The 25,706-nt window shown below is 55.1% G+C and carries 17 protein-coding genes; 9 read left to right on the top strand and 8 right to left on the bottom strand.

Annotated elements, in window-relative coordinates; translation table 11 throughout:
• Positions 1 to 3 precede the first annotated feature (3 nt).
• Positions 4 to 1,275 carry a hypothetical protein gene (locus SH573x_RS18785; RefSeq protein WP_479349239.1) on the top strand — a complete coding sequence of 424 codons (1,272 nt, stop codon included), beginning with the start codon at positions 4 to 6 and terminating at the stop codon, positions 1,273 to 1,275.
• Between the two features lie 150 nt (positions 1,276 to 1,425).
• Here the strand turns inward: SH573x_RS18785 and SH573x_RS18780 are convergent, their stop codons facing one another.
• Together SH573x_RS18780 and SH573x_RS18775 are read right to left on the bottom strand one after the other, a co-directional pair.
• The gene (locus SH573x_RS18780; RefSeq protein ID WP_479356769.1) at positions 1,426 to 2,301 is read right to left on the bottom strand and encodes a LysR family transcriptional regulator; all 876 of its coding nucleotides are present in this window, start codon (positions 2,299 to 2,301) and stop codon (positions 1,426 to 1,428) included.
• Positions 2,302 to 2,625: 324 nt separating this feature from the next.
• Positions 2,626 to 4,074 carry a sensor histidine kinase gene (locus tag SH573x_RS18775; RefSeq protein ID WP_479349238.1) on the bottom strand — a complete coding sequence of 483 codons (1,449 nt, stop codon included), beginning with the start codon at positions 4,072 to 4,074 and terminating at the stop codon, positions 2,626 to 2,628.
• 251 nt (positions 4,075 to 4,325) lie between these two features.
• Here SH573x_RS18775 and SH573x_RS18770 point away from each other — a divergent pair, with 251 nt between their 5' ends.
• On the top strand, positions 4,326 to 5,918 hold the full coding sequence (locus SH573x_RS18770) for a Do family serine endopeptidase (RefSeq protein WP_479349237.1): 1,593 nt from the start codon (positions 4,326 to 4,328) through the stop codon (positions 5,916 to 5,918).
• Positions 5,919 to 6,026: 108 nt separating this feature from the next.
• On the opposite strand, the gene SH573x_RS18765 is transcribed toward SH573x_RS18770, so the two are convergent.
• Together SH573x_RS18765 and SH573x_RS18760 are read right to left on the bottom strand one after the other, a co-directional pair.
• On the bottom strand, positions 6,027 to 6,308 hold the full coding sequence (locus SH573x_RS18765) for a Sec-independent protein translocase subunit TatA/TatB (RefSeq protein WP_479349236.1): 282 nt from the start codon (positions 6,306 to 6,308) through the stop codon (positions 6,027 to 6,029).
• A gap of 11 nt (positions 6,309 to 6,319) precedes the next feature.
• A complete protein-coding gene (locus SH573x_RS18760) occupies positions 6,320 to 6,490 on the bottom strand; it encodes a Sec-independent protein translocase subunit TatA/TatB (protein ID WP_479349235.1) in 171 nt (56 codons plus the stop codon).
• Positions 6,491 to 7,008: 518 nt separating this feature from the next.
• Here SH573x_RS18760 and SH573x_RS18755 point away from each other — a divergent pair.
• The 4 genes from SH573x_RS18755 (at position 7,009) to SH573x_RS18740 (ending at position 13,756) form a co-directional block, all read left to right on the top strand.
• Positions 7,009 to 7,722 carry a Bax inhibitor-1/YccA family protein gene (locus SH573x_RS18755; protein ID WP_479356767.1) on the top strand — a complete coding sequence of 238 codons (714 nt, stop codon included), beginning with the start codon at positions 7,009 to 7,011 and terminating at the stop codon, positions 7,720 to 7,722.
• Positions 7,723 to 8,156: 434 nt separating this feature from the next.
• Complete coding sequence (locus tag SH573x_RS18750) at positions 8,157 to 10,916, top strand: M16 family metallopeptidase (RefSeq protein WP_479349234.1); 2,760 nt, start codon at positions 8,157 to 8,159, stop codon at positions 10,914 to 10,916.
• A gap of 4 nt (positions 10,917 to 10,920) precedes the next feature.
• Positions 10,921 to 12,744: a sigma 54-interacting transcriptional regulator gene (locus tag SH573x_RS18745; RefSeq protein ID WP_479349232.1), complete on the top strand. Its 1,824-nt coding sequence runs from the start codon at positions 10,921 to 10,923 to the stop codon at positions 12,742 to 12,744.
• A gap of 343 nt (positions 12,745 to 13,087) precedes the next feature.
• Positions 13,088 to 13,756, top strand: a complete 669-nt coding sequence (locus SH573x_RS18740) for a GntR family transcriptional regulator (RefSeq protein ID WP_479349231.1) — start codon at positions 13,088 to 13,090, stop codon at positions 13,754 to 13,756.
• A gap of 590 nt (positions 13,757 to 14,346) precedes the next feature.
• On the opposite strand, the gene SH573x_RS18735 is transcribed toward SH573x_RS18740, so the two are convergent.
• A complete protein-coding gene (locus SH573x_RS18735) occupies positions 14,347 to 14,835 on the bottom strand; it encodes a hypothetical protein (protein ID WP_479349229.1) in 489 nt (162 codons plus the stop codon).
• 86 nt (positions 14,836 to 14,921) lie between these two features.
• Positions 14,922 to 15,515, bottom strand: coding sequence for a peroxiredoxin (locus SH573x_RS18730; protein ID WP_479349228.1), 594 nt, complete (start codon positions 15,513 to 15,515; stop codon positions 14,922 to 14,924).
• A gap of 164 nt (positions 15,516 to 15,679) precedes the next feature.
• Between SH573x_RS18730 and SH573x_RS18725 the strand changes: the two genes are divergently transcribed.
• Entirely contained in the window at positions 15,680 to 16,006 is a 327-nt protein-coding gene (locus SH573x_RS18725; RefSeq protein WP_479349227.1) for a nucleotide pyrophosphohydrolase, read from the top strand.
• Positions 16,007 to 16,333: 327 nt separating this feature from the next.
• On the top strand, positions 16,334 to 16,558 hold the full coding sequence (locus SH573x_RS18720; protein WP_479349226.1) for a hypothetical protein: 225 nt from the start codon (positions 16,334 to 16,336) through the stop codon (positions 16,556 to 16,558).
• A gap of 27 nt (positions 16,559 to 16,585) precedes the next feature.
• Here the strand turns inward: SH573x_RS18720 and SH573x_RS18715 are convergent, their stop codons facing one another.
• Together SH573x_RS18715 and SH573x_RS18710 are read right to left on the bottom strand one after the other, a co-directional pair.
• Entirely contained in the window at positions 16,586 to 18,229 is a 1,644-nt protein-coding gene (locus tag SH573x_RS18715; RefSeq protein WP_479349225.1) for a sodium:solute symporter family transporter, read from the bottom strand.
• Positions 18,230 to 18,516: 287 nt separating this feature from the next.
• On the bottom strand, positions 18,517 to 23,472 hold the full coding sequence (locus tag SH573x_RS18710; RefSeq protein ID WP_479349223.1) for an Ig-like domain-containing protein: 4,956 nt from the start codon (positions 23,470 to 23,472) through the stop codon (positions 18,517 to 18,519).
• A 1,095-nt stretch (positions 23,473 to 24,567) separates the two neighbouring features.
• On the opposite strand from SH573x_RS18710, the gene SH573x_RS18705 reads away from it, so the two are divergent.
• A complete protein-coding gene (locus tag SH573x_RS18705) occupies positions 24,568 to 25,668 on the top strand; it encodes a tRNA dihydrouridine synthase (RefSeq protein WP_479349222.1) in 1,101 nt (366 codons plus the stop codon).
• Positions 25,669 to 25,706 lie beyond the last annotated feature (38 nt).

Below are 25,706 nucleotides of genomic sequence, written 5' to 3'. Positions count from 1 at the left end.
GGTATGATTCATCGTCGCACCTTCGGTCAACTTTTGGGCGCTAGTACTCTAACACTGGCTGGTTCGCGGTTGGGATTTTCGCAAGACTCGCCCAAGAAGAAGATCGCGTTCTTAGGTACGGTCGTCTTTAAACATTCGCACGCTCAGCATTTCCTTGATCGCTTGTGTGAAGGCTATATCTGGAATGGTGCCTGGCAACAACCGCGTCTGGAAGTAGCTGGTACGTATATCGCTCAATTTCCCGAGGGTACCGATTTAGGGCGTCAGCGACTGGCCCGCTACAATCTGAAACCTGCTGAGTCGATTGCCGAAGCTCTGTGCCTGGGTGGCGATAAACTGGCAGTCGACGGAGTTGTGCTGATCGGCGAGCATGGCGACTATCCCAAGAACGAAAAGGGGCAAGTGCGCTATCCGCGCTACGAGTGGTTCAAAGAAATCGTCAAGGTCTTCGAAAAGAGCGGTCGTTCAGTGCCCGTCTTCAACGACAAACATCTGTCGACCGACTGGAAAGAATGTGCCGAAATGGTAGCTGATGCGCGCCGACTGAAATTTCCATTCCATGCGGGCAGTTCGTTACCAGTTACCGTGCGCATGCCCTCGATTGACATGCCTTGGGGCGCAGATGTGCGTGAGAGCGTCTGTGTGGCTTATGGTGGAGTGGATAGCTACGACTTTCATGCTCTCGAGACGGCGCAGTGCATGTCCGAACGTCGTCGAGGTGGCGAAGTCGGTATGAAACAATTGATTGCGCTCAAAGATGAAAAGGTGTGGCAGTACCTGGCCGAGCCCGCTCAGAAGCGCACGCGTGAGCTAGTGGTTGCTGCGCTGTGTCGCAGTCATAACCTGCCTGTTGAAGGCGGTTACATGACCGGCAAGGTGACCTTCGATTGGGCGCGACAAGCGCTGGGGTCCATTATCGGATACTTCATTACTCATAACGATGGATTCAAGACCGCAGCCTTTATGACCGGCATCCGCGACTTTAACTATGCTGGCTCTGTCGGTGACGAAGGCCAGATCGTCAGTTGCCAAATGTATTTGCCAATGCCCGGCCACGGTTCCACGACCGCTGATTTCTTCAATCCCCTGGTCCGCCACTTGGAGAATATGATTCTGGAGAATCGCCAACCGTATCCAGTGGAACGCACGCTCTTAACTTCAGGCATGGTTATCGCCGGCGTCGAATCGCTGCATCGCGGCGGTGTGATCGTGGAGACACCGGAAATGGCGGTAAAGTACTCAGTGCCCAACGAGACGTACTACTGGCATGATTAGTTGTCGCACAGGCTTCTAGCCTGTGAAGTGTGGCATAGGCTTCTAGCCTGTGTCTTTCGTGAATATGTCGTCTAGCTACACAGGCTGGAAGCCTATGCCACAAGCTGCACAGGCTGGAAGCCTATGCCACAAGCTACACAGGCTGGAAGCCTATGCCACAGTTTCGCGGACGCACTCTTTGAAGGCGTTGACCAGGCGGCTTTGAAAGCGGTAGGGGTTGGAGACCAACACGATTTTGCGAGTCGGTTTGGTCCCGGAAACGGAGCGATAGACACGTTGTTTGCTCGTATCGATTACGCGGGCCATCTCCGGAATCATGCTGACTCCATGTCCCAACGAAACTAGCTCTTGAACGGTGGCTAACTGGCTGGTGCGTTCTACCGAGACAGGATGAAACGACTTTTGCCGACAGAAGGACACAATGTTATCGGTCAGGCAATGGGCTTCACCCAAGAGGACGAAGGGTTGATTCTGAATATCGGCCAGTCGAACTTGGGTTTTGTCGGCCAGGGGATGATGGCAGGGTAAAACCAGCAACAGTTCTTCTTCGAACAGTTCTTCGATCTCTAGATACTTGGCGGCGATCGGCAGGGCCATGATGGCGATATCCAGTTCGCCATCGGTCAACGACTTGAGCAGTTGCTCGGTGGGTTCTTCGTTGATGATGACGCTGGCTTGACGATGCGACTTGCCAAAGTCCTTCAGTAGTTGCGGTAGAAAATAGGGCGCAATCGTGGGAATGGCACCGACGCGTACGCGTCCCGTTTGACCATCATCATTGATTTCGATGCAGGTATCTTCGACCAGGGCCATAATCTGTCGAGCCCGGGCCAATAGTAGCTGACCAGCATCGGTCAGTGAAACGCTGCGAGTCTGGCGTTCGAAAACTGGCTGGCCCAATTCTGACTCCAGTCGCGCGATCGAACGACTGAGGGCGGGCTGAGAGAGTCCGACCGCATCGGCAGCCCGCGTAAAGTTGTGTAGCTCAGCCACCTTCAAAAAGTGCTTTAATTGCTCGAGTTCCATACGATCTTTGGCCCCAAAACATTGATGCGTCGTACGCATTGAACCTATGCAATTCATGCATTGGACGAATTGTGATGCATGGCGAATAATTTAGCAATGGAAATTGAGGGGTTTCCACACGCCCGGTTCAGTTGTTCCAGTGACCGTACTCACTGGAACGATAGTCCCGGGCGTTTTTTTGCGTAGAGCAGCTGTCCTCAGCTGCTCAGCACCCTCTAACCGAAGTATCTTCCGACCAATTGTCTAGTGGTACAGGCCAGCGACTTGCCGGGTGCTGAGCGGCTGGGGACAGCCGCTCTGCATCGGCGGCTGGGGACAGCCGCTCTACGACAACGATTGTGGCAACCATACCTCAAAGCGTGCACCACCTCGTGGGCTATCGCCTACGGTCAAGTGGCCACCGTGTTCTTGCAGGATGCCGTAGGCGATGGAAAGTCCAAGACCGGTGCCTTCGCCAACGTCTTTCGTGGTAAAGAACGGCTCGAAGATGCGCTCTCGTAACTCAGCGGGCACTCCGGGGCCTGAGTCGTCGATGCTGATGATCAACCACTTAGATGAACCCTCAACTTGACTGTTAATGGAGAGGTCAATCGCATCGCCGACGGGCGACGCTTGGATCGCGTTGACGAGCAAATTCGTGAGCACTTGCTGCAACTGAGCCTCATCGGCAGGGCAGACCGTGTCCACACTACCGGTGGGATCGATGATTCGCAATTGAATATGCTTTTTCTCGGCCAGCGTTTCTACCAGTTGCAGCGTGCGATGGGCCAGGGCCAGCACGTCACACTCGGTCGTGTGCGGTCGGCGTTGACGCGCAAAGTCGAGCATTCGCTGAACGATGTTAGTAATGCGGTCGGCTTCCGCTTTGATGGTCCGAGCGCTGTATGCGACTTCATCGTCGGGCAATTTACCTGAGGCAATCAGTGAGGCTCGACCAGCAACGACATTCAGCGGCGTGCCGAGTTCGTGCGCTAGACCAGCTGCCATGCGTCCCAAGGTGCCCAAGCGCTCGGCATGTCGCAACTGCTCGAGCGCTTCAACGCGATCTTGAGTTTCACGCTGAATGGTCGCTTGTTGCGTGGCTAGCTGTTGGCTCATCGAGTTCAAGGCTTGAGCCAACTCGTCCAGTTCATCGCCGCTATCGAGTCTGGTGCGGGCGGTAAAGTCGCCGCGACCGATTTGTTGCGTATGTGCGATCAAAGCCGATAGAGGTTGAGCCACCCAGCGCACGCCCGCGACATAGGCGATCGCCAATCCCAACAGCGCCGAGGCGGCCATGGATAAAATCGTAGCCAGAACCAATTGCCGAGCTTGTTCATCAAGTGCCGATAGAGGTTGCGTTAACTCGAGTGCACCTAAATCGCCTTGCCAGTTCTCCACTGGCATGTAGGTGTGCAAGTTGCGATTGCCCGAGTTATCGACGCTGACCAGCGAAAACATCTGGCCGCGCTGGAGCACCGGCCATACTTCGCGCGGAATGCGCGGCATCAATTGGCGATCCGCCTGAGTATTGAAGAGCACGAACTCGAGCAAGAGTGGTTTGTCGTTCTGCTCGATCCAATCGTGGACCGCACGATCGACCCCGCGCGGACCAGCTCGCCGCCAGGCATCGGCCAGCAAATCTTGCATGTCATCGGCCAGCTCTTGAGTCAGTAGCTCCTGCTGCTTGGTCAGACTCGCATAGGCTGAGCGAACAGAGATCGTCCCGGCCACGAAGGTGACCAGCATAACGACCACGACCAGCAGTAAGAGAATTTTGGTGGTGAGTTTCAAGGGATGAATCCAGGCTTCGAATATTTCGGCGTGCGTTTGGGGAGTTCTGCCGCAGGGTGGGGCAAAATTCCCCGCGCTGTTTTCCCCGCGATCTCGAGTTTATTCAATTTATGGGTGGTTTTTACTGGCAAAAAGCGAATTGCATACCTCTGGCACACTTCGTGCGAATAGGTAACCCTCGCGCTGCCTGCAGCGAAGCAAATCAAAGTAACTGAAGTTTAAAACACACTCGAGTAAGAGGTACGGAAATCATGTCCAAGAAGATGTTGTTCCGCAGAATGATTGCCAGTTCGACGCTGGCAGGTGTCGTCGGTTTGGGTGCTGCCATGGGTTATGTCTACGGCAACCCAGCCACACTTGATCCCACGCCTGTAGTTTACAAGACTAGCAGTGCGCCGGACGTCACGCCTCAAGAGGCCGAGCGTGCGGTTAGCTCTGCGAAGGATCTCTCCACAGCTTTTCGCGTGGCCTCTGATAAAGTCTTGCCAGCCGTAGTGACCATTGAAACCAAGAGCAAGCCAATAGCTGTCAAACGTCAAGCCGATCGTCGTGGTCGCAGCCAACAAGGTAACCCGTTTGCTGGTACGCCGTTTGAAGATATGTTCCGCGGCTTCCCAATGGAAGGCATGGAGGGCCAAGATGGTTTTCAGCAGCGCGGTCCGCGCTCAATGCCCAGCCAGGGACTGGGTTCCGGTGTGGTCATCGATAGCTCAGGGCTCATCATGACCAACAATCACGTTGTGGCCGGTGGTGACAACGTCGATGTGCTGGTGCGCTTGTGGGACGGTCGCGAGTTTAAGGCCGAAAAGGTTTGGACCGATCCCAAGACGGATATTGCGGTCGTCAAAATCCAAGCTGATGACCTGGTGGTCGCTAAGATGGCCGATAGTGATCAAGTCTCTGTGGGCGACTGGGTACTAGCACTTGGTCAACCGTTCGGACTGGAAAGCACAGTCACAGCGGGGATTGTTAGTGCGACGCATCGTGGCGTTGGTATCAACGCTCGCGAGAGTTTCCTGCAAACCGATGCCGCCATCAATCCAGGCAACAGTGGTGGACCGCTCGTGAACTTGGATGGTCAAATCGTCGGCATTAACACGGCTATCTCTTCGCGAGGTGGTGGTAACGATGGCGTTGGCTTTGCCGTGCCTATCAACTTGGCCAAGTGGGTCAGCGATCAACTGGTCAAGAACGGCGAAGTCCGTCGGGCTTACTTGGGTGTCGGTATCCAACCGGTTAATGCCACCCTGGCCAAGGAGTTCAACGTCAAACCACGCGAAGGCGTAGTGGTCACCGATGTGTATCCCGATACACCGGCCGCCAAGTCCGGCCTGAAGTCGGGCGACGTGATTCGTACCTTTGCAGGCGTCAAAGTCGATAGCCCGCGCGAATTGCAATTGCTGGTCGAACGTGCTCAGGTCGGTCGAGCTCATGAGATGGAACTGGTGCGCAACGGCAAGTCGATGACGCTGAACTTCGTGCCCGAATTGCAGCCTGGTGACTTCGAAGCCCAAGCCATTGGCGGCAGTGCGTCGGAAGATTCACCTGCCCAGTCGTCAGGCTTTGAAGCCCTGGGTTTGGAACTGTCGGATCTGAATGCCTCGGTAGCGAGACAGTTAGGTGTTAAAGAGCAAAAGGGCGTGGTTATTACCGATGTCACACCGGGCAGCGTAGCTGATCGCGCCGGTTTGGAAAGCGGTTTGGTGATCACGCAAATCAATCGCGAGCCGGTTGATAGCACTTCAGACGCCGAAAAGACTCTGAAGGACTACAAAGAAGGTGACCAGCTGCTACTGCTGATCAAGAGTCGCGAAGGATCGAGGTTTGTGGCGATCGGCGACTAATTCAATCGCAAGTTGCTCACGCAGGAAACGTGCAATGGGTATTGAGACTCGCAATGTAAAAGGATTCGGCCGACAACTTTGTCGGCCGAATCTCGTTTTGGTAGTCAGTTATTCGTTAACCTCGTTGCCCTCTGGTGGCGGAGGCGGAACGAACTTGGGCGTTGTGGCTTCAATTTTTTCCGGCTCTGGTTGTTGCCAGGCCGGTTTGCTGGTGGCGCGTGGGTCGGGTCGATCCCAACCCTGAAATTCGCGTTGAAAGTCGGTTAAACCTTTGCGGAGTTCCCGATAGCTGCCACCCAGATTTCTGGCGACTTCAGGCAGTCGCTTTCCAAAGAGCATCAGCGCAATGATGCCGAAAAAAATCAGCTCGGTGGGACCAAAATTGAACATGATAGGTAATCCTACTCACCTTCAATTTTCTGAGCTTCATCGGGATCCTCGCGCATCCCTTTCTTGAACTCAGTCGCGCTCTTTCCCAGGTTGCGCATCAGCGTCGGCAGGCGTGCACTGCCGAAGACCAGCAGTACGACTACCATGAAAATGAGCAGCTCTGTTGTACCCAAACCAAACATAGTTACTCCAAGGTCCCAATCTAAACCGCGGCTAGTCCCCTCGCATGGAGGAGCCGCATCCAACGCGCCAGCGAAAGCAGGTCCGTCCCCCTCAACGCGAGAGTACAGCCGGAACTGGCGGTCAGCATGTAGAATGTCTGGCTCTATTCTAAAGTAACCCCCGAAGGTGTCAAACGACTATCCCGTAGCCGAAGTCGCCAGACTTTGGACGCGTAATCAATTCAATTCCCCAAACCCGGTAGCCGAAGTCGCCAGACTTTGGACGCGTAACCATTAGGATCATCCAATCTCTGGCGAGATCGGCTACGAAATCATCCAATCTCTGGCGAGATCAGCTACGAGAGCGCGAGATCGTCCACGGATAGTCGCGTTGACTTTGGCGTACCAAAGCCCAAGAATGTGGGTGAATCTGGCTGCATTGGCGCCCATTTTCTGAAAAAACACGCATATATTTATATACGCAGAGCCCTAACAGTTCGTTTTCCTCTTCCCGAAGGATGGAGCAAACAGCCGTGAGTATGAATAATCCGTACGCCGTGACCAGCAGCGACATACGCGTGGCCGCCTTGGCCGATGTGAGCGAACGCAGCGACTTTATCAAGCGCACCTATTTGCACCTGGGTGGTGCGATCATTGGTTTTGTGCTGCTGGAAGCCTTGCTGCTCAACACAGTGGGGCCAGCTATTCTGACCATGTTCGGAGCCAACCGCTGGATGCCGCTGGTATTCATCGGCGCGTTTGTGGGAGTGGGCTGGCTGGCACGCTGGTGGGCGGAATCGGAAGCCAGTCCCAGTCTGCAATACGCTGGTCTGGGCCTGTATGTCGTAGCCGAAGCCATCATCATGGCCCCGCTGCTATACATTGCCACCCGATTCGATCCCAGTATTCCCATGTCTGCAGGGATTATCACCGCGGTGGTATTCGCCGGTCTGACCGCGTTCACATTTATCTCGGGAACAGACTTCTCGTGGATGCGTGGGCTTTTGTGGGTAGGTGGTCTAGGAGCCATGGCGGCCGTACTATGTGGAGCCATTATGGGCTTCTCGCTGGGCATCTGGTTCGCCGTAGCCATGGTCGTCTTGGCAGCTGGTTACATCCTGTACGATACCTCCAATGTGCTGCATCATTACCGCACGACTCAACACGTCGCAGCTTCGCTGGCGTTATTTAGTTCAGTGGCCGTGCTGTTCTACTACGTTGTCCGAATTCTGATGGCTTTGCGCGAAGAATAAGTTCTTTGGAGTGCGGTGCCACCTGGCACCGCTTTGATGTAAGTACAGTCTCATGCCGCAGCCTGAGTCGCTCTGAACGCCCGCGTCATCTGGTTCGAGCAGGCTGCGGTACAGTTGGTTATCACATCAAAGCTACGGCTAGCGCCGCAGCACTCCAAGGTGCGGTGCCATGGCACCGCTTCGATGTAAGCGAAGTCTCTAAACGCAGCCTGAGTCGCTCTGAACGCCTGAATCACCTGGTTCGAGCAGGCTACGGTACAGTTTGGTTAGGACATCAAAGCTACGGCTGCGCCGCAGCACTCCAAAGAGCGGAAAATCGGGCTGCCCCGTCGTCGTCGGTCGCTCGCTTGCGTAGAATGACCGCCTGCGAACTCTGCATACTCTCTATCTACAGGAGCACCACGGTGGCTCTCAGGCATATCTCTCTTATTTCAATGACAATCATGCTTGGCAACCTGCTGGTTGTCGGCACTAGCGCTAAGCTACAGGCTGAGGAGCACATGGCAACAAAGGTAACATCGATCGAAGGGATTACTGAGTACCGATTGGAAAATGGTACGCAGGTGTTACTGATCCCCGACGCCAGCAAGTCAATGGTCACGGTAAACATGACCGTCTTTGTTGGTTCGCGTCACGAGGGATACGGCGAAGCTGGCATGGCCCATTTGTTGGAGCACATGCTGTTCAAAGGCACACCCACGCACCCAGAAGTGCCCAAGCTTTTGACTGGCCGCGGAGCGGACTTTAACGGCACCACTTGGCTTGACCGTACCAACTACTACGAAACATTGCCCGCTGCTACCGAACGTCAAGCGCAGGAGAACCTCGAGTTCGCGCTCAAGTTCGAAGCTGATCGCCTGCTCAATAGCTTTGTCAAAGGCGAAGACCTGGCCAGCGAAATGACCGTCGTGCGCAACGAATTCGAAAGCGGCGAGAACAGTCCTTCACGCGTGCTGATGCAGCGCGTGCAAGCGGCCGCCTATGAATGGCACAACTACGGCCGCACCACCATCGGCAACCGTAGCGATATCGAACGTGTGCCCATCGATCGACTGCAAGCGTTCTATCGTAAGTTTTATCGACCCGATAACATCATGCTGGTCGTGGCCGGCAAGTTCGATTCCGAAGCGTGCATTGAGATGGTGGAAAAGTACTTCGGAGGACTGAAGAACCCCGAAACGCCGCTCGATCGGACCTATACTACCGAACCAGCTCAAGACGGTGAGCGCACCGTTGTGCTGCGACGCGTGGGCAATTCGCAATTGATCGACTTGGCCTATCACGTACCCAGCGGTGGAGATCGCGATTACGCTGCAGTCGAGATGCTGGCTTACATCTACGGTGCTGAGCCTAGCGGTCGACTCTACAAGGACTTGGTGCTGACCGAAATGGCTAGCTCGGTCAACACCTACGCCATGGCTCTGCATGATCCCGGCTTGATTATGTTCGGAGTGCAGGTCTCGAAAGAAAAGTCGCTGGAGGACGCACGCCAGGCCGCGATCAACTCAATTGAAAATGTGGCGGACAAGCCGATAACGGAAGACGAACTGAATCGTGCGCGCACGCAGTTTCTAAAGGACCGTGAACTGCGAGCCCATGATTCCAAAGACATCGCTATCGAGCTAAGCGAATGGGCATCGCAAGGCGATTGGCGTTTGTACTTCTTGTTCCGCGACTACGTTGAGTCGCTGTCCGCCGAAGAAGTTACGGCTGTGGCCAAGAAGTACTTGCAGCGCAACAACCGCACCGTGGGCCTGTTCATTCCGAGCGAAAAGAGCGAACGCGTGGAAGTACCGACGCGTCCCAATTTGCAAGAGCTGCTCTCGGGCTACGAAGGTCGTGGCGATGTTGAACAGGGTGAAGATTTTGATCCTGATCCGCTGAAGATTGAAGAGCGCACCACGCGAGGCAAATTGAGCACTGGTCTCAAGACGGCCTGGTTGCCTAAGAAGACGCGCGGTGGCATGGTCACCATTCAATTGAATCTGCGTTATGGAAATGAACAAGCGCTGCAACCCCTGGTGGCAGCCATTGAGTTCTTTCCCGAGATGATGCTACACGGAACCAAAAAACTCGATCATGAGCAGTTGCAAGACAAACTGGATGAGCTACGAGCCAAGCTGCGGCTTTCGGGCACGACGGGGCTCTTGCAGGTGACGCTTGAGACCAAGCGCGAGTACTTGCCCAAGATTCTGCCTTTGCTTAGCGAGATTCTGCGCGAGCCACGGTTTGCACCGGAAGAGCTAGAGATTCTGCGCCGCCAAGCGGTGACGGGTACTCAATCGCAGTTGACCGAACCACAAGCCTTGGCTGGTGTGCGCTTGCGACGATTGCAGTCACCTTACTCGGCCGACAATATTCGCTACGTACCCACGCTCGAAGAACGCATACAGCGTTATCAGTCAGTGTCTGTGGAGCAGCTCCACGAGATTCACTCCAAGCTGCTCAACGGCGAAAATGGCGAAGTGGCTGCGGTAGGTGACTTTGATCCTGCCGAACTATCGGCGGCACTGGAACAGATGCTCTCGGGCTGGAAGAGCAACGTAGCCTTCAAACGGGTTGACATGCCTGCTCGCGTGGATGTTGCGGGCGTTTCGGAAGAGATTCTCACGCCGGATAAAGAAAACGCCGTTTTCCTGGCGGGCGAACAAATTGCCATGCGGGATGATCACCCGGACTATCCTGCGCTGACAATCGCCAACTTTATTTTAGGCGGCGGCTCCTTGTCGTCGCGTTTGGCCGATCGTGTTCGCCAGCAAGAAGGCTTGTCGTACGGTGTAGGTTCTAACGTCGGTGGCCATCCCATCGACAATCGCACTTCGTTTAGTTTGTTCGCCATCACCAATCCTGGACAGCGCGATAAACTGGTGAAAGTGATTGATGAAGAGCTGAAGAAACTAGCCCAAGCGGGCGTGACTCAAGAAGAGCTGGATGCAGCCAAAGAGGGTTACCTGCAGAACGAACAGCTAACGCGCACCGACGATCGCATGTTGGCTCAAATTATCAGCAGCGCAGCCTTTGCTGGCCGGACTTTGGAGTATGATGCAAAGTTCGAGAAACGCGTCAGTGAATTGTCGACCAAGGAAGTCTCCGAGGCTTTCAAGAAGTACATCGACCTTTCGCGTTTGATCGTTGTCACGGCCGGCGATTTCGCCGCAGCCCCTGATCCAGAACCAGCGGGAGCCAGTCGATAGCTCGATGCTTAAACGTGCGTTCATCACTGTAGTACGAGGGCAAGCAGCTCAATCCCAATACGAGCTCGACCCGTCTCAACCGGTCCGCATTGGCCGAGGGACCGGTTGTCAGATCTATGTGTCGGATCCGTTGAGTTCACGAACGCACGTGGTGCTCAGTTACGAAGCGGGCCAATGGTTCGCTTCGGATGCTGAAAGTCGCAACGGTACCTTGGTCAATGAACAACGCATTAGCCAGGTACCGCTGGCCGACGGCGATCGAATACGCATTGGATCGACGGAGCTGGATTTTCACTGGGTCGATCCCAGTGATTCCGAAATGGACTCCAGCCCGCTGAATCAAACGCTGGTTCTCGAAGCGCCGATCTCGGCGGAAGCCAGCTACATCAGCGCGATGGGCCAATTGTACTCGCGGCGGCGCATGCAGGACTTGATGGATCTATTCCAACTGAGTCTATGCCTGCTGCGTTGCAGTTCACCAGAGGAGGTGCTGGACTTTGGGATCGATATTCTGCGCGTGCGCACCGAGTCCACCGTGGCCGGCATCTTGTGGCTGGACGATCAGGGCAGATTGAAGCCACAAAAGGTCGTGCCGCCCGAAGGTTTCAATAGCATCCGGCTTAGTCGCAAGCTGACCGACCGCGTGGTGCAACAGGCCAAAGCCGTCTGGGTCAAGCAGGAAGCGGCCACTGCGGGCAAACAAGATTATGCGGATGCCATGTGCATACCATTGATGCGCGGCAGCGAAGTTATGGGCGCTGTCCACCTGTATCGCGAGATTGGCCAATTCGAACAGATGCATTTTGATTTCGCGATCTCCGCCAGTGCAATGCTCAGCACAGCTCTACTCTCGACACGCAATCGCGCCAGCGAGCGGGCTGATCGCAAACGCCTGGCCGATCGCAACGCCGATAGCAGTGAGATGCTGGGCGAATGCACGCCCATCAAAGTGCTCAAAGATCGCATCAAACGCGTCGCCTCGGCCAGTGGCTGTGTGTTGGTGCGCGGTGAAAGCGGTGTGGGTAAAGAGCTGGTAGCGCGAGCCATTCACCGGGCCAGTCCGCGTTCCGATCGACCGCTGCTGTGCGTTAACTGCGCCGCCATACCTGCCGAACTGATGGAGAGCCAGTTGTTTGGCCATCGCCGCGGTGCGTTTACAGGCGCCGAACGCGACCACATGGGCTGGTTCGAGCAAGCGCATACCGGAACACTGTTCCTGGATGAAGTCGGCGAAATGACGTTGGACGGTCAAGCGAAATTGCTGCGCATCTTGGAAGGGCATCCATTCTTGCCCGTGGGTGCAACCAGCGAGGTTACTGTTGACGTGCGCGTGATCGCGGCTACCAATCGCGACCTGCGCGACTACGTACGTGAAAAGAAGTTCCGCGAGGATTTGTATTATCGCCTGAGCGTTTTTGAATTGCTGGTGCCATCGTTACGTCAGCGGGGCGAAGATATTGGCCGACTGATCGATCACTTTCTGAATCACTTTCGCCATCAGCATGGGCGACCCAATATTGCGCTGTCGGAATCCGCGCGCAAGATGCTGCTGGAATATGCCTGGCCAGGCAATGTTCGGCAGCTGCGCAATGTCATCGATAGTGCGATTGTGCTGGCTGGTGGCGACGAAATCGAGCCCCACGATTTAGCCCTCCGGGATGCGGGAGTTGATCAGCTAGATAACTTGCGAATCGATGTTTGGGAAGAGAGGCTCATTCGCGAAGCCTTGCAACGCACCGCCGACAATGTTCCCGAAGCGGCCAAGCTGCTCGGTCTGAGCCGCGCAACTTTGTACCGCAAGCTTGAGCAATACAAGATCGAACGATAAGCACATCGACATTTCGCGGCGTGCAATGTCGCGAATTTTGGTGTACAATCCCATGAACGCTGATTGATTTGTGCGATAATCCCGATATCCTTCTATCCAGCATGTGGAGGCGCATAGCTTCCATGCCCACCAAATACCCTCGCCAACTAAATTCCAACCTGACCCCCAACTCCGTCAACCTGGGGTGATGAGCTGGTGCGTTGACAACGCCCGTTCTGCCAGCTCAACAATCCATGTTAGTTTTCGTTTACATCCGCTTCGGTCCGAATTAATCGCGGCTGATGGGGATGGTATTATTTGTATTAAACCATGGCTACTTACGACAAGTAGCATTGGAGGGGTCATGAAAGCAAATCCGACGGAAACTGAATCATCCAAGGGTCGAACCCTGTTGAAAGACAAAGCCTATTTGGCTCTCAAACAGCAGATACTCTCAGATCGATATCCGCCGGGTACGGCGCTGGCCGAACGAAGGTTGGCTGAAGAATTGGGCATGAGTAAGACGCCGGTCAAAGCCGCACTGGAGCGACTGGAACTGGAAGGCTATATAACCATTGCGCCCCAACAGTTCGTGCGTGTGCGTGAACTTGAGACGGCTGATATTGCTGAACAGTACGAAGTGCGTACTGCCCTTGAAACGTATGTGGTGCGACAACTTGCAGGACACATGTCCGTCGAGCAGCGCGAACGCTTGGAACAAAATTTAAACCGCCAGCGTGAGCTGTCCGCAAGCGCTGCTGAAATTGGCGAGCGCGTGGCCGTCGATGCCGAGTTTCATCTGCTGCTGGCCGAGATGTTGGGTAATCAGTCGCTCTTCCGCATCATGTCGGAACTGCAAGATCGCATCTACCGTGTGATCACGCGCGTCCTTCGGCGCAGCCCGGAGCGTTATGTCGAAAGCGTGCAAGAGCACGACCGCATCGCGCAAGCGCTGCTCTCTGGCGACGGCGAACTAGCCGCGAAGATGATCTCCGATCATTTGAGCCACGGCCGGACCATCATCCTGGGCTAACGGACTCGCCCCTCCCGAATCTCGCAAAGCCTCGATTCGACCTCCCCAAGGCTGCGCCTTGGAGAGGTGACCGTCACCTCTCCCGCGTAGCGGGGGAGGTCGCCGACGCGGCGTTTAGCCGTCGTCGGCGGGAGGGGGCTGGCGCTATGGTTGACTCAAGCGTGAAGGACTTGCCCCTCCCGAATCTCACAAAGCCTCGATTCGACCTCCCCAAGGCTGCGCCTTGGAGAGGTGACCGTCACCTCTCCCGCGTAGCGGGGGAGGTCGCCGACGCGGCATTTAGCCGTCGTCGGCGGGAGGGGGCTGGCGCTATGGTTGACTCAAGCGTGAAGGACTTGCCCCTCCCGAATCTCACAAAGCCTCGATTCGACCTCCCCAAGGCTGCGCCTTGGAGAGGTGACCGTCACCTCTCCCGCGTAGCGGGGGAGGTCGCCGACCCTGCGTTTAGCCGTCGTCGGCGGGAGGGGGCTGGCGCTATGGTTGACTCAAGCGTGAAGGACTCGCCCCTCCCGAATCTCGCAAAGCCTCGATTCGACCTCCCCAAGGCTGCGCCTTGGAGAGGTGACGCATCCAAAGTCTGGCGACTTCGGCTACAGTCGAGGAATCTGCATGTAGGTTTGCAGCGTGGCGATGATTTGGTCGAGATGACTGATGGTTACCATCAAGTCGGCGTCGGACATGTCGGCCACATGTTGCATACGGCCGCGCATCTTGACGACTTCTTTTTGCCACAAGATGCAAGCTTCGCGTACGGCACGTAGTTTCATTTCACACAGCTTGCGGCGCTCCGCCGCTTTGTCGACGCGTTTGCGTTCTTCGGTACAGGGCCGCTTTTCATCAGCACGAACCGTCGCTTGGCAGCGCATCAGTGCTTCGCGACATTCATTCAACCAACGCTCCGCTTGCACGGATTGTTGTTGCCAATAGGCGGCTGCTTCATCCTCCAGCCAGCGCGTCAGTTTGTTTATCTCAGTCTGCAGCGACTCAGTCTCTTTCAAAGTAGAGCCGCGCGTGGTCGTGATGCGATCGCGCAAGGACTGCAGCTGTGATAGCGATCGAACGTCGGCACTTTCGCTCATGTTGGCACCGGTTCCATTCCAGGCATCGCCACTATGGACGATGCCTGTCGGTTGAGTGGCGTTAGGCTTCCCGCCTGTGGAATTGCTTACCGCGCGTACTCGGCGGAGAAGAATTTCTTGCTCTCTTGCACAGTTGGCTTGATCGTCCGCGAACCTTCTTTCCAGTTGGCTGGACAGACTTCGCCGTTCTTCTCAAAGTATTGCAACGCCTGCACCATGCGCAGAGCTTCGTCGACACTGCGGCCCAGCGGCAAATCGTTGACAACTTGGTGACGCACGATACCCTTTTGGTCGATTAAGAACAGCCCGCGCAACGCTACCGACTCATCGACCAGCACGTCGTAATCGCGTGCGATCTTCTTATTGATGTCGGCGACGAGCGGATATTCGATGTTGCCCAAACCACCTTGATCACGCGACATATTACGCCAAGCCAAATGCGTAAAATGGCTGTCGACGCTCACACCGAGAATTTGTACTCCCAAGGCGCTAAATTCGGACGCGCGATCCGAAAAAGCGATAATTTCAGTGGGGCACACGAAGGTAAAGTCCAAGGGGTAAAAGAACAATAGGACGTACTTGCCCTGGTAACCCGAAAGCTTCACTTCTTTGAAAGTGCCATCGGGTAACACGGCTTGCGCTGTAAAATCAGGAGCTGGCTTCTGAACCAAAACACTCATGGAAAGTCTCTCCAAATCCAAACTGGTCGAAAAAGAATTTTGAATCGATGTTGACGGGTTAGTGTTTCGACTTCGCCTGCCCGGCAGACAAACCGTACTGTCTCTGTCTAACTCAACGCTTTTAATACTAACGCCAAACGAAACACTTGGGGAGGGTTCGGCCCGTGCAATCTAACGATCAAACCACCAGTCTCGAAACTCTGAAAAGCTGGATGCGCCAGTTTGTGGCCGAAAGGCAATGGCAAGGCTTCCACAACGGCAAGAATCTCGCCATGTCGCTAGCTATCGAGGCCGGCGAGTTGATGGAGCATTTTCAATGGCTGACCACCGATCAGGTGGTAGCTGGCCAGGGCCTCGACATGGCTGGCATCCGCGACGAACTGGCCGACGTCATCTGTTACGCAGTTTCCCTAGCCAATTCCCTCGAAATCGATATCGCTTCTGCCGTCGAACAAAAAATGGTCAAGAACCGCCTGAAATACCCGGCTTAGCCCGTTACCTCTCCCGCGCAGCGGGGGAGGTCGCAGACGAGGCGTTCAGCCGAAGTCTGCGGGAGGGGGCACTGCGCTAGGCAAGACTTCTGCGGTACTAACCACCTTCACTGCCCGGACCCCTCCCGCATCTCGCTACGGCTCGATTCGACCTCCCCAAGGCGAAGCCTTGGGGAGGTGACCGTCACGTCTCCCGGCGAAGCTGGGGGAGGTCGCAGACGAGGCGTTTAGCCGAAGTCTGCGGGAGTGGGCCGGCGTCAAACTTTGCCGCGCTTACCCAACGGGAAATCGAACTCTGCGGGTTGTGCTGAGTAGCCGGATGGTTCGATGTTGTTCAGCAGAGGACGACTGCTGACCATGACTCCATCCAACGCCTTTGATACCGTTGCCCACCGTTTGCTCGACGATCTCGAGGCACGCCATGATGCCTTGCTGGCGGAACTCGATGCGCTCAATGCGCGTGTCGACGCGGTGCTCTCCCAGTACGTAACGGTTCGCCCCGAAGAGCCGTCACTGCCCTCCGATGATTCCGAAACCGACGAAGAGCAGTAATTCAAATAGTTGGTCAGGCCGACGCGTTTATGGTCCGACTTCTGTCGGAATTACGTTTTCACCCGGTAGTGTGCGGTGGCCCATGCCCATGCGGATCAGTTGCTGAGCCAAGAAGTAGGCGCCGAAGCTGGCGAGCAATCCTTGGATGTCGGCAGGGATGTAAGCGTAGGCTTCTGCAAGCGTCGACAAGATATTGCCATTCATCTGCTCGGCAACATACTGTGGATACTGAAGCTCGGCATACTTGGCCGGATCGGAACCCTGCAACTCTTCTAACTGCGAAATGGGAATAAGAAACCGCTGAAACCCTTCCCGCGCAGACCACACGACACCGCCCAGGATCATTGGCAGATATCCACTGAGTTGTCCCAGCGGTTTGCCAAAGACGCCCATCGTAAGCGGCACAAACAGTGTGCACATAGCCAGCGATAACTGAATATCCAACAGGCTGATAATTGATTCGCCCGTCATGGCTGCGGCGATGCTGCCCGCTGTAACTACCAGGATACAGAAGCGATCCAAGGTCAAGTGACCCGAATCGCCGGTCTTCCATCGACCGAGCACGTTACTGGCCAAAATGGCCGCTTGAGATATCGAAGCGCTGGTGGCCACCGAGACCACAATCGCAATAACCGCAATCACGAATACGATTACCATCATCTCGCCCAGGTAATGACCAGCAATGATTGGTAAGATGCGCTCGTTGTCTAAGTCATCGCCTGTGATCGAAGTTCCCAAGTGTTGAGCGGCGGCTAGCCCCAGAAACACTGGTATCAATCCAAAGGTCAAATAGAAGACGCTCGAAAGTATGCATGACAGTTTCGCTGTACGCTCACTGTCGGAGGAAAAGATCCGCTGCTGCAAATCTTGCCCAGGGACATTACCCAGCAACCCGGTCAAGAACGTACCGACCGCCACAAACACGGCGTAGGGATGCCACGAAGTTAGAAAGGACAGTCGCTCGGGTGGGGCGTCGGCCAACACCTTCTGTACTCCTGCAATTGGATTGCCGTTACCGATGTTGGCAGAGACCGCATAGCCCAGTACTACCAACCCAATAATCGCCACCAAAATTTGCAAGGCATCGGTCAGCGTCACCGACCACATGCCTCCCACCATCGTGTAGGACAGGATGATCACTGCGCAGACCATAATCACGGGAAAGCGTTCGAAGCCGAAGTAGGTATGCGCTAGAGCGGCCAGCGTAATGTACTGAGACCCAATCCAACAGAAGAAGGTAGGGACCTGAATAACGCAAGCTATAAATTCGGCTTTAGGTCCATACTTCTGCAAGTAGAAGTCGGCCATTGTGAAGAGTTGCATGCGCCACAATCTGGCTGCGAATACGACTCCTGTGAAGAGCAAGGTAGCCGAACAGGCAAACGGGTCCAAGATAGTGCCCGAGACGCCATACTCGTAGGAGTTGCGAGTAGCACCCATGATGGCCGACGAGCCGAACCAGGTGGCCATCAGAGCGCCCCACGAGAGATGCAATGGCAAGCGTCGACCTGCCACCAAAAAGTCTTGCTCGGTCTTAACGTTCTTGGCCGCGTACAAGCTGACCGCTAGTAGCCCGACGAAGTAAAAGATCAGGGCAACGACCAGGCCAGTCTGGCCAGCTGGAGAAAGTTCGATGACGGCTAGGAGGGCCGGCTGTAGAAAGTCTGGCATCACGCGCATTCCTAGGATGGCTGTGGAACTAAATGACTTATGGTCCGCCAAGTCCAATTTGCCACAAAATCTACCACGCTCACGCATTCCGGCATAGGCTGCTTTTGCACGGTTCCATACTAAGCCGAGGGCGTTAGCCCCGGTTATCTGCAACAACCGCCCGTGAACGTTCAGAAACCGAGGCTAACGCCATCGGCAAAGTGGTGCATGCATGAAAAAAAGCACGCCAACACTTGCGTGTCGACGTGCCTTTCGCTTTGGATATCGTTAGCAAACAGCAACGCAGGTTACTTGCGTTTCCAAACTGATTCGATTTCGGGAGCCAGCACATTCAGCAAGCTGTCCAGCGAGTCGTCTTCGCCTTCGGCCAGTAAGGAATCGGTTGAAGCCGCTTCACCTTCGCCTGCAATGGTCGTGTTCAGATAGTTGATCACCAACAGGGCGTCAATAGCCGAAACAGATCCGTCGGCATTCACGTCCAAGAACATCTTAGGATCTTCACCCTCACCGCCACCGAGCGAACGTGCGCCGGAGGTGTTCAGGGAGTTGATCACGTTGAGCACGTCCATTGGCGAAACCACACCGTCCGCATTGACGTCGAACGGATTGACACCGTTGGTGTTGCTTTCACCTGAACCGCCTGTGGCCACGATCTGCACGGAATCAAAGCCATAGCGAATCCGGTCGATGTTCACCGCGGTCGGAGGCTGGAACAGCAGCGTATCGTGGAGTGGCGTGATGTCCGCTGGGTCACCAACGAAGTTCAAGTTACCAACGGCTCGGGCTGTCAAGTTAATGGTGAACAGCAACTTCTCTTCAGGTCCGAGTGGTACGTCTCCGTTCTGCACCGCGCCCACTTCGTTGATCAGGCCAGGCGTGCGAGCATCGCCGCTACGCACCGGTGGTGTGCGGCTGTAGTCTGGACCAAACGTTATGGCAAAGCCCAAGGCATTGGAGGTGTCGGCATCGACATTGGCCAGGTTCGAGTTGTAGATGACGTCGGTGAAGGCTGCGAACACGCCACCTTCAAATGGACTGCGCAGGTCTTGCACAAAGCCACGCAATTGGAACTTGCTACCAACGGCAATGGTTTCCCCATCGGCCAGCGGAGTGCCATCTGCCTTGTAGACTTGCAATCGCAACGCTACATCATCATTGGCGTCAGTGATCGCAGTGGAACCAACGCGAACTGTTACCTTGGCTGTGCTCTGAATTGCACGGCCATCTTGGATGGTATAGGTGAACGTATCGGTGCCGGTAAACCCAGTATTGGGCGTGTACAGAATGCGGTCGTCGGTCAAATCATTCGGCGTGCCATTGGTGCCGATAGAGATCGTTCCGTTGGCTGGCTGGGTTGCATTGAACAGTCTCACGCTGCCGGTCGAACCGGTGCGATCATTGTTTAGTACCAACAGCGGGAAGTTCTGTGCGCCAGCAGGGATGTTGGTGCTGAACGAATCATCCACGGCTTGTGGGAACTCGGTGCTATCGCCCACGATTTCAATTGTGGTACCGATGAAGCGAATCTTTTCCGGTGGCAGCGGAGTTGCTTGATCATCAAACAGTAGCGTTTCGGCGATTGGATCGTCTGCTGGATCCGGCGTAAAGGTGGCCAGGCCAGGTGAACGAGCAGTGAAGGTGATCGAGGCCATACGGACAGGATCCGGTTGATTCATGACCGACGCGGTGTTGAAGGCACCAAAGTCATCGATAATGCCCGGGATGCTTGCGTCGCCCAACTGCAGATTGCTGTATTGGTTGAAGAAGGTTACTTCAAAATCAAAGCGGCTGCCGGTCGTCGATGGCACGGTGCTAACCAACTGCAGGTTGTACAGCATGTCAGCGTAAGCAGCCCATACGCCTGGTGCTGCGACGAACACTGGCGAACTGCGGTCATTTCGCAGATCGTCAACGTACACGTCAATCTTGAACTGCTGACCTTGCGGAATCGCAGTAATCGTATTGCCGTTTAGGTCGGTAGCCACGTACCGAATTAGCACATCATCGTTGGTTTGATCACCAGGCAGCGTGTGCAACGTTACTTCCGCGGTCGAGGTCTTGCCCGAAGCATCAGCGACAGTGTAGCTGAAGGTCTCGGTGTCACCCAATCCGCGTTGTGGTGTGTAACGCAGCGATTGACCACCGGTGGCAATCGAAATCTGGCCACCCAGTGTTGGGCTGGTTACCGAGATAATGCTCAACGCACCTGCACGACCTTCGATGTCGTTAGCCAAAACGTTCAGCGGGAAGCTGACCGCGTTGGTGGGCACATCAAAACTATCATCGATAGCCTTGGGATCTTCGAAGAACAGGTTGACCGTCACGGTCACATTGGTCGTCGAAGTTTCACCGGTAGCCGTTTGCACGGTGTAAGGGAAAGTATCGGTGCCGACGAAACCATTAGGTGGCGTGTAGAGAATCTTGTTATCGCTTGTCCGCTGAACAATACCACCAGCCAGGCTTGGTCCGGCACTGATGATGGCCAAGGTCTCACCAGTGACCTTGAAATCGTTAGCGACAACATCCAGTGAGTTGAGCGTTGAGTTGCGGGAAACTTGGAAACTGTCAGCTACTGCAATCTGCGGTGTATTGACGATCGTGACGCGATAGTCTTCAACTTCGCCAGATCCAGAAAGTCCATTGGCTCCCAAATCGCGATCGTTGCTCAAGCGAACTCGCATAAAGGTGTCACCCAGTGTGGCTCCACCCAAAGCTGGGAAGGTTACTGTTTGCGTTCCAGTGGTGACCACTTGATTGGAGATGACCTTTTCGCCCGAGTCGGTGAAGTCACCGTCTGCGTTCAGGTCAATCCACGCATGCAGATAAGCGGTGGTCGATGTTACGCTAGCCGTAACGCTCAGCAAGTTGGTATTGGTTCGCGAGATTGGACGAGCCAGCGATACTCCGTCTTCGTCATCGATGACGATGTCGTTGGCATCCAGAGCACCGGCCAGGTCATCGCCCAGCGCCGTGGCGGTGGGCACACCGTCTTGTTCAGCATCCCAGTTCGTGCCCAAGTGCAAACCTTGGACAAAACCGTGCCGAGCTCCATTGCTTGCATTCAAGGTTCCATAAGTATTGGGCGCGTCACCGAAATCGAGGAACAAGCGGTTGCCGAAGTTCAGTCCAGAAATGTTCGGTAAATCGACGGCAGCATTTCCGGTGACCGACACCACATACTGGAAGTTACTGGCAGCCCCAGGTAACGTTTGAACGTAACCGGGCTCGATCAACTCTCGCACGATGTACGTGCCCACGCTTGGGAATCGGAGCGTGTAACGGCCGTTAGCGTCGGTCTGGGATTGGGGTTCGCCCAAATCGATGCGTCCGTCGCCGTCCAAGTCGATGTAAATCCATACACCAGCCATGCGAGGCTCGTTGGTGTCCAGCAATCCATTGCCGTTGACGTCATTGAACTTGAAGCCAGTGGCAGTCAAGTCGATGCGCTCGTGACCGAAGTTGTAGTTCTGAAGAATCTGACCATTGGCTACCGTAACTGCGTAGAATCCAGAGGTCGGCGTCGTCGGACGCCAGCCCGGAACCGGCAGCATGTCTTGGCGAATGATATAGCTGCCCGGAGTTATGCCTAGACTGTAATCGCCAGTCAGGCTGGTGAGGGCTTGCGGTTCACCGGTATTGAAAACGCCGTTGTTGTTAATGTCGGCGTACACTCGCCACAAAGACAATGGGAATTCGTTGGCATCGCGGGTACGGTTTAGGTTGGCATCCCAATAAACATTACCATTGATGTACGCACCCTGCTTACCTGTACCCAGCGAGTGAGCAATCAGTGCTCCAGTGTTTTGACGGCCACCTACAAAGATCGTGGCTTCATCCAGGAAGTCGGTACCGAAGATTGCGGGAGTGTCATCGGCTGTGCCGAAGATTCTGTCTGGGCCAGTACCCAGGAAACTCTCAAAACTCTCGACGAAACCACCCGCGTCCATAATCTGTTGGTTGGCATTCAGCGGATCAGTGTGCCAGGCGCCAAAGATGTGTCCGGCTTCGTGAGCCGTGGTGACGGCCAAGCCTTCAGCCACCAAATCGAAGACCGAAACACTGCCCGATACAGCAACTAGACCGTAGTTTGGCAGGATGGCTTCGGGCAGCACAACTGCCGTTTCTTCGCGTTTGAAATTACCAACGTCCACCGACTCGGCTAGACCAACCGTATCAATCAGAAACTCGTCGACTGTACCACCGACAATCACGCGACTGACGTTGGGCAGACCCCATGGATCGGCGTGGTCGCGGCTGTTGCGAATTTCAATGTCATAACTGCCAGGGACACCGTTGGTGCGATAGAAACCGTTGCCAGCGTTAGGTACCGTTTGTAAAAATCGCTTTGAAAACGACTCCATGACCGCGTCGATCAGCGCGTTTTCCTGGTTAGCTGGCAATCCCCAGCCGGCCATAAAGCTGGAGAGGGGCGACAAACGAGCAGTGCCCACGGCGCCGAAAATCTCGCGGCGAATCGTAGCTCCGTCGAAATCCACGAAGATAATTTGTTTGGTGCCGATAGGTTCAGCTTCAACGGCGTTACGGTACACGCGAGTGGTCAGCGTGTAAGGCAGGTCTCCCTGACCAACGCGAATGTAATACCGGCCAGCAGAAGGAATGACGACGGCGTTGATAGCCGCAACTGTCGCGCTGCCGACAGTAATGCTGCTCAGAGGTGAGTTGCTCGGATATGAGTAGTCAAACAGTGGAATGTTGGCCGCCGTGACTTCAACTCCATTGACGTCCATGATCGTGAGATCAAAATTCTGCTGGACCGCCCGGATGCTAGTGTCGAGAATATCACCAGCCTTCAAGTCGACGGCATAGAAATCTTCGTCGAACAAATTCAAGCGGGGATTCGAGGGCAACGAGCCGGTTACGTTGACGCCATTATATTCGAATTGCCCAGTTCCCAGCGGCAGGAATTGAGCGGCGGACCGACTGTTGTTCGGTTCGATCTCAACAACCGACAGGCTGCCTAGAGTGCCTTCACCACCCGAATTGCCATTGGGAGCGTCGGCGTATTGAATATCGCTGATCGCCTTGAACTGCTCGTGAGACATGCCGACTGGCAATAGTCCCGACTGCAAGGCTTGAGGCGGATAATAATAGCCGTCCGACCATGGCTGTACGGTCATGAGCCGACGTTCTTCGAGTGTCTCGAAGGTGCGTTGGACTGATCTGCGAACTGCAGACTTATTGGACGATGAAGATGAGCGCTTCTGAGCCTTGCGAGACTTCACTTTACAGTCCTCAAGAAATCGAACGGCATGTTTACAACAGCCAGCAAAATAACCGAATAGCAGCACCCATTACCAGATGCTAAGCCATCCGCCTCTCGACACATGCTACGCCTCGACGAGGCGAAATGGGAATTTGGATAAGATGCGTAGCCTAGAAAAGGCTAGGTTCGATTCTAATTCCGCTCCCCACCCTGTCAACGAACGGCTTTCGTTCTGTGATTGCACAACCGGGGTGCAAGTTCCAGAATGCTGCCAATTTTTACGGTTGAAACACCCAAGATAGGCTAAAAAGCCATTTTTGGCATTTCCTCAGGATAGGGGTAACGGGCGCTGTATCCGAAGTCGCCCGACATTCGTAGCCGAAGTCGCCAGACTTTGGATGCGTTCTTGGCTTCGTAGCCGAAGTCGCCAGACTTTGGATGAAGTACCTCAACGCCTTTCCAATCTCTGGCGAGATCGGCTACTTAGAGACAATCCAATCTCTGGCGAGATCGGCTACGGGATGTCCAATCTCTGGCGAGATCGGCTACTTAGAGACAGTCCAATCTCTGGCGAGATCGGCTACGGGATGTCCAATCTCTGGTGAGATCGGCTACGGACTTATTGCTGAACGGGCATCAAAATCGGTCGGGTCGGTAATGGATGGAACCGCGGATGCTCAGGAGGTTCCGGCAGCTCCTTTTCGGCTTGCCACTTGGCCTGCCAACTGCTGATGAGGCCAGGCACTGGAGCAACCAAAGGTAAACCTGCTTCATCAATGGCCGGGCAAGACAGATCTTGGCAGGCTGGCTGACAGGACTGTCCATAGAACAGGGCGCAGCCAGGCATCGACATCAGCCAGAGAAGCAGAGTCGAAATCGTGATGTATCGGCCTGATAAGCTTTTGCGCACTTTCGCATGTGTCCCTGGGGCGACCATCCGACGAGCGTTTCCCAAAACGGGCGGATGGGGTAGCATGACGGTTGCTTATCTTCTTCCATCGGCAGATGATTGCAGTTCGCTACATCAAAAGTGGTAAACCAGTCGAACTTTGCTGATTTCGCGGTGCGCTTACGGCAAATTCTCATTAATTCCAGATAGATAGCTAAAGATTGTATGTCTGATGCCGCCTTGACCGAGCCGTTAACCAACGCCCTGAATCGCACTTTGCGAATCGGCAATGTCGAAATCGGCTTTCCGGTTGTGCAAGCGGCACTGAGCGGCTATAGCGACTGGCCGATGCGCAAGCTGGCGCGCGAACATGGGGCCAGCTATACCCTGTGCGAAGTCATGCTGGACCAATTCTTAGTATCGCTCAAGGATCGCGAGAAGAACCGGCATTTCCTCTTTAATACAGTCGACGAACAGCCAGTAGCCGGGCAGCTGATGGGGGCTGAGCCCGAGCAATTTGCGGCTGGCGCCCAACGGTTGGCCGAAGCCGGCTTTGCGGTAATCGACATCAACTTCGGTTGCCCGGTCAAGAAAGTTCTCGGTCGTTGCCGAGGCGGATTTCATCTCAGTCAGCCCGATGTCGCCTTGGAAATCGTGGCCCGTACGCGCGAAGTTGTCCCCGCCCAGATTCCGGTGACCTTGAAAATGCGCCGTGGTATCGACGACACTCCGGCCAGCCGCGATAACTTTTTTCAAATCTTAGACGGCGCGTTTGCTCTGGGTGTGGCAGCCATCACTGTGCATGGTCGCACCGTTGAGCAGCGATATAACGGACCAAGTCGCTGGAGTTTTCTGCGCGAAGTCAAACAGCATGTGGGTTTGAAGGTTATCTTGGGCAGTGGCGATTTGTTTACGGCAGAAGATTGCGCACGCATGATGGCGGAAACTGGGATCGATGGAGTAACGGTCGCCCGCGGCTGTATCGGCAATCCCTGGATCTTCCAGCAATGCCGGGCGCTGGCTGCCGGCCTACCCTTGCCGTTGCCACCGACAATCTTCGAGCAACGCCTGGTCCTCGAGCGTCATTGGGAACTGGCCGAAACGCTTTATGGCTCCAGGGCTGGCCCGCTGCTGCGTAAGTTCGGTATTAAGTACACCGCATCGCACCCTGACCACCTAAGTGTCCGGGAGGCCTTTACCAAAGTGCGGTGCCGCGATGATTGGACAGCTGTGCTGGACCGCTGGTATTCAGTTGACAGTCCAGGTGTGTATCCGTCGCCGGAGTTGCATCGGGTCCAGGGCAGTGGTTGCCAAGAAAACCAGTGAAAAATTTGACAGTTGCCTGCTCTCTCGGATAGTCTAGA

It is taken from the genome of Rania fehmarnensis, from assembly GCF_056494185.1.
The sequence above is the reverse complement of the archived record's forward strand: the minus strand, read 5'-3'. Positions and strand labels throughout refer to the sequence as shown.